Genomic DNA, 7528 nt, shown 5'->3' with positions numbered 1-7528 from the left:
AGAAACATTCGCTGAGTTCCCTCCTAGGCAAGAATCAGCTTCTTTAGATATTAATAAAGCAATAACTAAAATTCTTACCGCAGGAAATAACTAAAAACAATTATAATACTAACAAAAGCCAACTTAATTGTACACACTTAAGTTGGCTTTATCGCTTAAAAAAAATTATGAAATATATACTTAGCCTACTTTTATTCCTGCAAATACTTTCTGTAACAGCACAAACAGAGGTATTTCATGACATATCGCTTTTGTATGGTATAAAAGAATCAGAAAAATGGAAATTCGACAGTGAATTAGAGTGGAAACACCTATACGGTGAAGAGGGATGGAGCAGAATGAGTTTAGATTTATACGCGACTAGGGAAGCAGGAATTTTATCCTTCATGGGAGGATTAAAAAACAATTATACCTTTGATGAAGATATTGTCAATTTTTGGGAAATCCGTCCTTGGATTGGAGTTGAACTTAAAAATAATCTAACCGAACGACTGCTATTCAGACAAGAATTAAAAGGAGAATTCAGAAACTTCTTTTTTAACGACAACTCCTATGATTTTAATTTTAGAACGAGATATAATATTGCCTTAGAATACCCTTTAGAGAAAATTGAAGAAAAAGAAGACTGGGTTCTTGCTGGTGAAATAGAATGGTATTTCTTGAGAAATGAGGAAATCAATGAAAGATTTATTAATTCCAGAGAATACAGTATTTTACTCTCTAAAGAGGTATACGAGGAATATTTATTAACTTTTGGTGTCCGATTTGAAGAATACAGTAATAATCTGATCAATGAAAATGATAAAGCGATAAGTTTTGTCTTACTTTTTGAAATGTAATATGCGTACCGAAACATGTCTTTACAGAAATAGAACAACAATTTAAAAGAACTAAAAAAAGCATAGGACATGTTCCAAATTCATATGCAATAAATAAAAAGAATGGCAGATTTATTTGTATGACGTCTTGTTAAAACTAGTAACGAAATCATACGTCGGCATTAAAAAAATAAATAGATTTACGCACTAAAGACTTCATATAACAATACATTAAATAAAAATACCTTATATTTAGAATCTAACCAGTTTTAAAGTATAAAAACTTTTTCGGGTAACCTTTTCACTAATAGGCAAACCAATGAAAGTAACTTTTTATTTGATATTTGTAGTATTAGCAATATACCTAATCGTGTTGTGTTTTGGTATTTATTTAAAAAATAGAGGTCAAAAACCTTTTCGAAAAGATCTAGCAACAATCGATGGCAGGAAGTTCGTAACAAACACCTCAGGAAGAACTATTGCCTACTTTGTTTTTGGAGACCTCTCTGCTATGGCCCCTGTAATGATAACCATACACGGTTCTGGGCCAGAGGCATTGAGTGAGGTAAATTTTCATCATAAAGAATTTTTATCTCTCAAAGTAAAGGGAATTGCAATTAGTTTACCTGGCTATGGTTTTACCGACGAAAACCCTGGTAGAATTGTAAGAAATTGGCCCATGGAAGATTTAGAACCTGTATTGGCGCAAGAAAAAGTAAATACCTTTATGATTATGGGACATTCTCAAGGCACTGTTCACGCAATGGCAGCTGCTTATCAGTATCCAGAAAGATGTATGGGCATGGGATTAAATGCTCCTTTATTATCGTTAGCGTTATCGAATGAATTAGGCCTAAAAGGTGCTATTGGATCTAGTGGCTTATACAGAACGACTAGTCTGAAGAAAAATAGAATGGGATGGTATTGGACTCTAATTCACCTAACCACCGTAACTCTTAGTCCGTTTTTACCTGTTTTAATTCTGAAAAAGGGAATGAAAGACTCTAAAGAGGCAGCCACTATTAAAGAATTCGGCGCGAGTATGAAACGCTCCGTTGTAAGAGGTGTAAATGTTTGGGAAACTGCACTAGATGTGTGTTACGAATGGGGGTTTGACCCGAGAGAAATTACCTGTAGAAATATCTGTATTTGGCATGCTGCGGACGACACATGGTGTCCTCCTGAAATAGGTAGATGGATGGCTAGCTATTTTCGGGCAAAACCAGGGGTAATCCTAAATTTTAAGCAAGACAATTTAGGGTATAACCATCTCACCTACGTGACCAAGCGATTTTTAGACCCTAAAAATTCCATGACCAAAACACTGCTAGACCAATTGAAAAGTACCCAGCAAACTATATCCTAGAAATTCAATACTTACCGAGTACTGATGTAATATAGAAATATGTATTTTAAATACTACACTTCAAATAATCGCAGTGCTTGGAGCACGCTGCTAAATTTATTTTTGAGATAAAGCATTCAATACTGAAATTGCAATTTTCGTATCGCACTCGGGCACAAAAAGATGATCGTGATAAAATCCTGCGACAACATTACAGCTGATACCCTGCTCTGCTAATACGGAGGAAAAAGCGGCTGTTAAACCAACAGCATGCAAAGAAGAATGCACCATTAAGGTAATCCAAGCGGCAACAAAATCATAGTGTAAGTGCAATTCATCTGCCTTTATCTTAGAGAGAACAACGGTAACTCCTTCCGCTTCTTTAAACTCGAATACCGTTTCCTCTCTGGGGATTAATGCAGTATCTTTTAACGAAACAAAAACATACGCTCCTTCGTTCAAACGAGGCGTCATATTTTTTAAAAGTATTTCTAAATTGCATTCTCCCGACATCTTTTCTGCAAATTTTACACCATAAAAATAAACTATTTAGCAATATTATCCATGAGAAAAAACAACACCTTATGCTTTAAAATCGAATAGACTATACCTTACTTGGATTCGGTAATCCATAGAAAACGAACCGGCAAGAATTACAATATTTAAAATATAAAATCGCAATTGAAAAAAATCTATTATTTTAGTTTACTAAAAAGAAAAAAGTTGAATACCTCTAGTCATCCTGAAAGTATAAAAGTTAGTAAAATTTACATAGTGCTCTATGTACTATTTTCTACTGGCTTTTTATTTTGCCAAGAATACAAAACGAACAACAAGGTTTATATTCCGAAAGGATTGGTTATTAAAAAGAAGCAAACTGCCAAAAAATGTATAGAAAAACTCACCAAAAACACCATACTTAAACAAGAAGAAGTAAAAAATAGTGACGGAAAAACCTATACGGTTATTAAATTAGACACGGTACAAAAAGACACCATGATTGCTTTTGACAGAGCACATATTTTATCCATTAAAGATTTTAGTGGTTGGGTAAATATTAAATCGGATGCAAATGACAAATCAAAGTTAAATATAAATCCACTGTTGGGTATCAAACAAAAAATAGATAGTGGCACTATCGTAAACCGTATTTCACAGATTATTACCTGCAAAGGCGACTACGAAAGAACTAGTAAAAAAGACACCCTTGAACAAGACGAGTATTACAACTACAAGCGAATTAATAAAGAAGATTTTATTTTTTCCAAAAGTGACTGGTATACGAGTAGTAAAAATATAATTGAGGTATATAAGGACCAAAATATTGATCACTATCTCATAAATAATTTTGACCAAAATGCGGACTTTTACATAAAGCTAGACAACAGGTCTTATTTAAACTTAAAAGAAGAGAGTATCGTTTTTGGCCCTATCATCATTCCTTTTAAATACCGATTTGGACACACCAAAAATGGCGTAGATATCAGTGCTGATTTTTCAGCAGACTTCAATGCTGGCTTATTCGGCGGGAAAAGTTGGGGAAGGTATCGCGTTAAGTACGAGTCGGATGAATTAAAAAAACTTTCCAACTTATCCCTTACTGTAGGAATCTTTTTAAGCCTATCTGCAACTACCTTTGATGAGGATTCAACAACAAGTGCGAAAGTACCACTCACCGAAGACGAATCGGAAACAAGAGCTTCACTTTCGCCAGGTATTGGTATAATGACCTCAATATATAATTTTAACTTTGGCCTTTTCGGTGGATTTGAAGTAGGTTTTGGAAGTATCGCTGAGAAATGGGATTACAACAAAAGACCTTGGATTGGATTCGGGGTTGGGTATAACATTAGTAACACCTTCTTTAAATAAAGAAATCAAAAACACTACTTATTTTTTGAAAAATAGTTCCAAACTACTTTAGAGATATCGGCTATAATTTTCTCATTCGTTTTAAAACTTTCCTTTGAATTTGCCACAAAAACACTTAATAGATAGTAGTTTCCATTAGGTAAAAAAACAATTCCGATATCATTCACCGCTGCTATTACGTTAGTTTTTGTATGCTTTCCTGAAGAACCTGTTTTATGCGCCACTATAGTTCCTGTTGGCAATTTTCCTTTTAGCCTATTTTTACCGGTTTTAGTTGCCTTCATGAGATCCCAAATAAAAGTGTAATTAGGGGCCGAAAGCAAACCATTCGCATTGGTGAAAAATTGTTTTAAAATAGTATTTGCCTCTTTTGGTGTTGTCCAATTCAAAAACTGTAAATCCCAATTAGATTGCATTGTTTCCTCATTTATCTTTACAGCAATATCCGTAAAACCAAGCCTATGAAAATACTTCTCTACGGTTAATGGCCCTCCGAGGAGTTTCAATAGAACATCGCACCCTACATTGTCACTCCAAGCTACGGTATACTGCAAAATTTCTGCTAGAGAAAGCGTGACTCCTTTAGGGTATTTTTTCTGTAAAGGGCTCCACAAACCTGGCAGTAAATCGTCTTTGTTTATATGCACCTTTTGTGCTAAGGAAAGCCTCCCGCACTGCACTTCATGGAGCACCGCCAAAGCAACAGGAAATTTAAACACACTTTGCATAGGAAAATGCTTATGCCCATTATAACTTAACGTATCCCCTTTCCCAACTCCCGAAATAGCAATACCTACAGTAGCCTTCTTAAGGGCAAGTAGGCTATCGATCTTTGATCGTATACCTTCTAAATTCTGAGAACGCAGTCCTGAAGACAATAGAAAGAGATAAGAAAAAATAAGTAAAGTATTTTTCATAAAAAAAGTTTAACCACTAAGATTTTAAAGTATTTATTTGTTCAACCAATACGATAGCAAAAATAAAAGTAAATATATGGTCCTATTATTCTTTATTCAAAACAATTTGTTAAGATAACTTTAACAAGAGTATGGCAAAAATCTATTGTAATTTTACGACTCACCCTTTGTTATACAATTACAAGCTTATCTTAAAAAGATGAAAAAACTATACCTAATACTACTGCTACTTGTAACAAGTGTTCTTTTTGCACAACAAAAAAAATATACAATTAGTGGTACACTAAAAGATGTAAACAATGGGGAAACGCTATTTGGAGCAACGGTATACATGCAAAATACTACCCTAGGAACTACTACAAACGAATATGGTTTTTATTCACTAACCGCTCCTGAGGGCGAATACACCCTAGTTATATCCTACATAGGATATGCCGCTATTGAAAAAGAGATACGCTTGAACAAAAATATTACCTTTAGTACAGAACTGAGAGAGGATGGGGATGTATTGGATGAAGTAGAAATTACTGCAGAGGAAAGTAAAAAAGTAAACTTGCGCAGTCCGCAAATGAGTGTTGCTAAATTTAGCGCACAAACCATAAAACAAATCCCTGTTGTTTTAGGGGAAGTAGATGTAATAAAATCTATACAACTATTGCCTGGAGTAACCAATGCAGGTGAAGGTGCTTCCGGATTCAATGTTCGCGGTGGCGCAGAAGATCAAAACCTTATACTACTCGACGAGGCAATCATTTATAATGCCTCGCATTTATTCGGATTTTTTTCTGTTTTCAATAACGATGCGATAAAAGACGTGAAACTTTACAAAGGAGGTATTCCCGCTAAATTTGGAGGTCGTGTTTCTTCGGTTTTAGACGTGCGGCAAAAAGATGGAAACAATAAAGAGTTTAAACTCTCTGGTGGAATAGGCCTAATATCTAGTAGGCTTACAGCAGAAGCGCCATTATTTGGCGATAAAGGTTCTTTTTTGGTTGCAGGACGCGCCTCGTATGCAAACATCTTTCTTGCTTTAGCTAAAAACGAAAATCGCGCTGGTTTTTATGATTTAAATCTAAAAACAAACTATCAAATTAACGCGAAAAATCGCCTTTATTTGTCGGGTTACTTTGGAAATGATGACGTAGGTTTTAGCAATTCTTTTGTAAATTCTTTTGGTAACTTATCGGGTAATTTACGTTGGAATCATATTTTTAACAACAAACTATTTTCTAATCTATCTGCTATTTATAGCCGCTATAATTATGATTTAGAGTTAGATTTTGTTGGTTTGGATTGGAGCTCTCGTATTGATAATTTCAACTTAAAATACGACATCGACTACTACCTAAATGACAAATTGAAATTCAACTTTGGAACAAGTGGTATTTACTATAAATTTAATCCAGGAGAGATTCGAAAATTAACTCCAGAATCTCAAATAAATCCAGAAAATTTAGATAAAAAATATGCCTTTGAAGCAGGTTTATACGGAAGCCTAGAACATAAGATATCTGATAAACTCACCGCTATGTATGGGCTTCGATATAGCTATTTTAACCGATTAGGTAACCAGACGCTATTTGTTTATGAAAATGAAGCTCCTTTGGTATATAACGATGCATTAGGCATTTACCAAAGAACAAATCCTATTGGAGAAAAGACCTATGCTAAAGGAGAAAGCATTGCCAATTTTGGTAATTTTGAACCTCGTTTTGCGCTTTCATACCAGCTTAACGACAAATCTTCCATAAAAACAAGCTTCAACAAAATAGCCCAGTATTTGCACTTAATTTCCAATACTGCCTCTGCAACTCCTCTCGATATATGGGCACCAAGTGGTACTTATTTAAAGCCACAAATAGCAAATCAATACGCCTTTGGATACTTTAGAAACTTTAAAGAAAACACCTATTCTATCGAAGCGGAAACCTATTACAAAACAGTAAAAAATAGAGTAGATTATATCAATGGAGCAGAATTGATTGCACAAAACACGATCGAAACCGAAATACTAAATGGGCAATCTCGCGCCTACGGATTAGAATTATTATTACGTAAAAATAAAGGAGATTTTACAGGCTGGGTTGCTTACACAGTTTCTAAAGCAGAACAACAAACTCCTGGAGGAAAGGCTGGAGGACCAGGTATAAATAATGGCAATTGGTATCGAGCAGCATACGATAGAACTCATGATATATCGATAACAGGAAACTATAAACACACCGAAAAATGGACTTTCAATGCAAATTTTGTTTTTCAAACAGGAAGGCCTGTAACCTATCCAAACGGACAATTTGAGTACCTACCAAATTTATTCGTGCCAACCTATGCAGGAAGAAATGAAGATAGGCTGCCTGCCTACCACCGTTTGGATATTGCTGCGACGCTGACCCCTAAGAAAAACAGGAGAAGAAAGTGGCAATCGGAATGGGTTTTTGGCATTTATAATGCCTATGGAAGAAAAAACGCAGCATCTATTACCTTTGGAGCAAATCAAGAGACCGGAGAAAATGAAGCAGAAAGAACTGCTATTTTTGGAGTTACTCCTTCCATAACCTACAACTTTAAATTTTAAG

At 34.9% G+C, this 7528-nt stretch carries 6 protein-coding genes; 4 read left to right on the top strand and 2 right to left on the bottom strand.

Going from position 1 to position 7528, the window contains the following annotated elements; genetic code table 11:
* Nucleotides 1-167: 167 nt before the first annotated feature.
* A complete protein-coding gene (locus tag BSU00_RS00135; RefSeq protein WP_105002599.1) occupies nucleotides 168-839 on the top strand; it encodes a DUF2490 domain-containing protein in 672 nt (223 codons plus the stop codon).
* Nucleotides 840-1137: 298 nt separating this feature from the next.
* Nucleotides 1138-2184: an alpha/beta fold hydrolase gene (locus BSU00_RS00130; protein ID WP_105002598.1), complete on the top strand. Its 1047-nt coding sequence runs from the start codon at nucleotides 1138-1140 to the stop codon at nucleotides 2182-2184.
* A 96-nt stretch (nucleotides 2185-2280) separates the two neighbouring features.
* Here the strand turns inward: BSU00_RS00130 and BSU00_RS00125 are convergent, their stop codons facing one another.
* Nucleotides 2281-2676 carry an ACT domain-containing protein gene (locus BSU00_RS00125; protein ID WP_105002597.1) on the bottom strand — a complete coding sequence of 132 codons (396 nt, stop codon included), beginning with the start codon at nucleotides 2674-2676 and terminating at the stop codon, nucleotides 2281-2283.
* Between the two features lie 210 nt (nucleotides 2677-2886).
* Between BSU00_RS00125 and BSU00_RS00120 the strand changes: the two genes are divergently transcribed.
* Nucleotides 2887-4035 carry a hypothetical protein gene (locus tag BSU00_RS00120; RefSeq protein ID WP_146104767.1) on the top strand — a complete coding sequence of 383 codons (1149 nt, stop codon included), beginning with the start codon at nucleotides 2887-2889 and terminating at the stop codon, nucleotides 4033-4035.
* Nucleotides 4036-4049: 14 nt separating this feature from the next.
* Here BSU00_RS00120 and bla read toward each other — a convergent pair whose 3' ends face one another.
* Nucleotides 4050-4952: a class A beta-lactamase, subclass A2 gene (gene bla / locus BSU00_RS00115; RefSeq protein ID WP_105002595.1), complete on the bottom strand. Its 903-nt coding sequence runs from the start codon at nucleotides 4950-4952 to the stop codon at nucleotides 4050-4052.
* 199 nt (nucleotides 4953-5151) lie between these two features.
* On the opposite strand from bla, the gene BSU00_RS00110 reads away from it, so the two are divergent.
* Nucleotides 5152-7527 (top strand): TonB-dependent receptor, encoded by a 2376-nt coding sequence (locus tag BSU00_RS00110; protein WP_105002594.1) that lies wholly within the window; start codon nucleotides 5152-5154, stop codon nucleotides 7525-7527.
* The last annotated feature ends 1 nt before the right edge of the window (nucleotide 7528 follow it).

The organism is Tenacibaculum sp. SG-28, assembly GCF_002954385.1.
In the GTDB taxonomy this organism is placed as follows: Bacteria; Bacteroidota; Bacteroidia; order Flavobacteriales; family Flavobacteriaceae; genus Polaribacter.
This window is presented reverse-complemented; position numbering and strand designations above follow the sequence as displayed.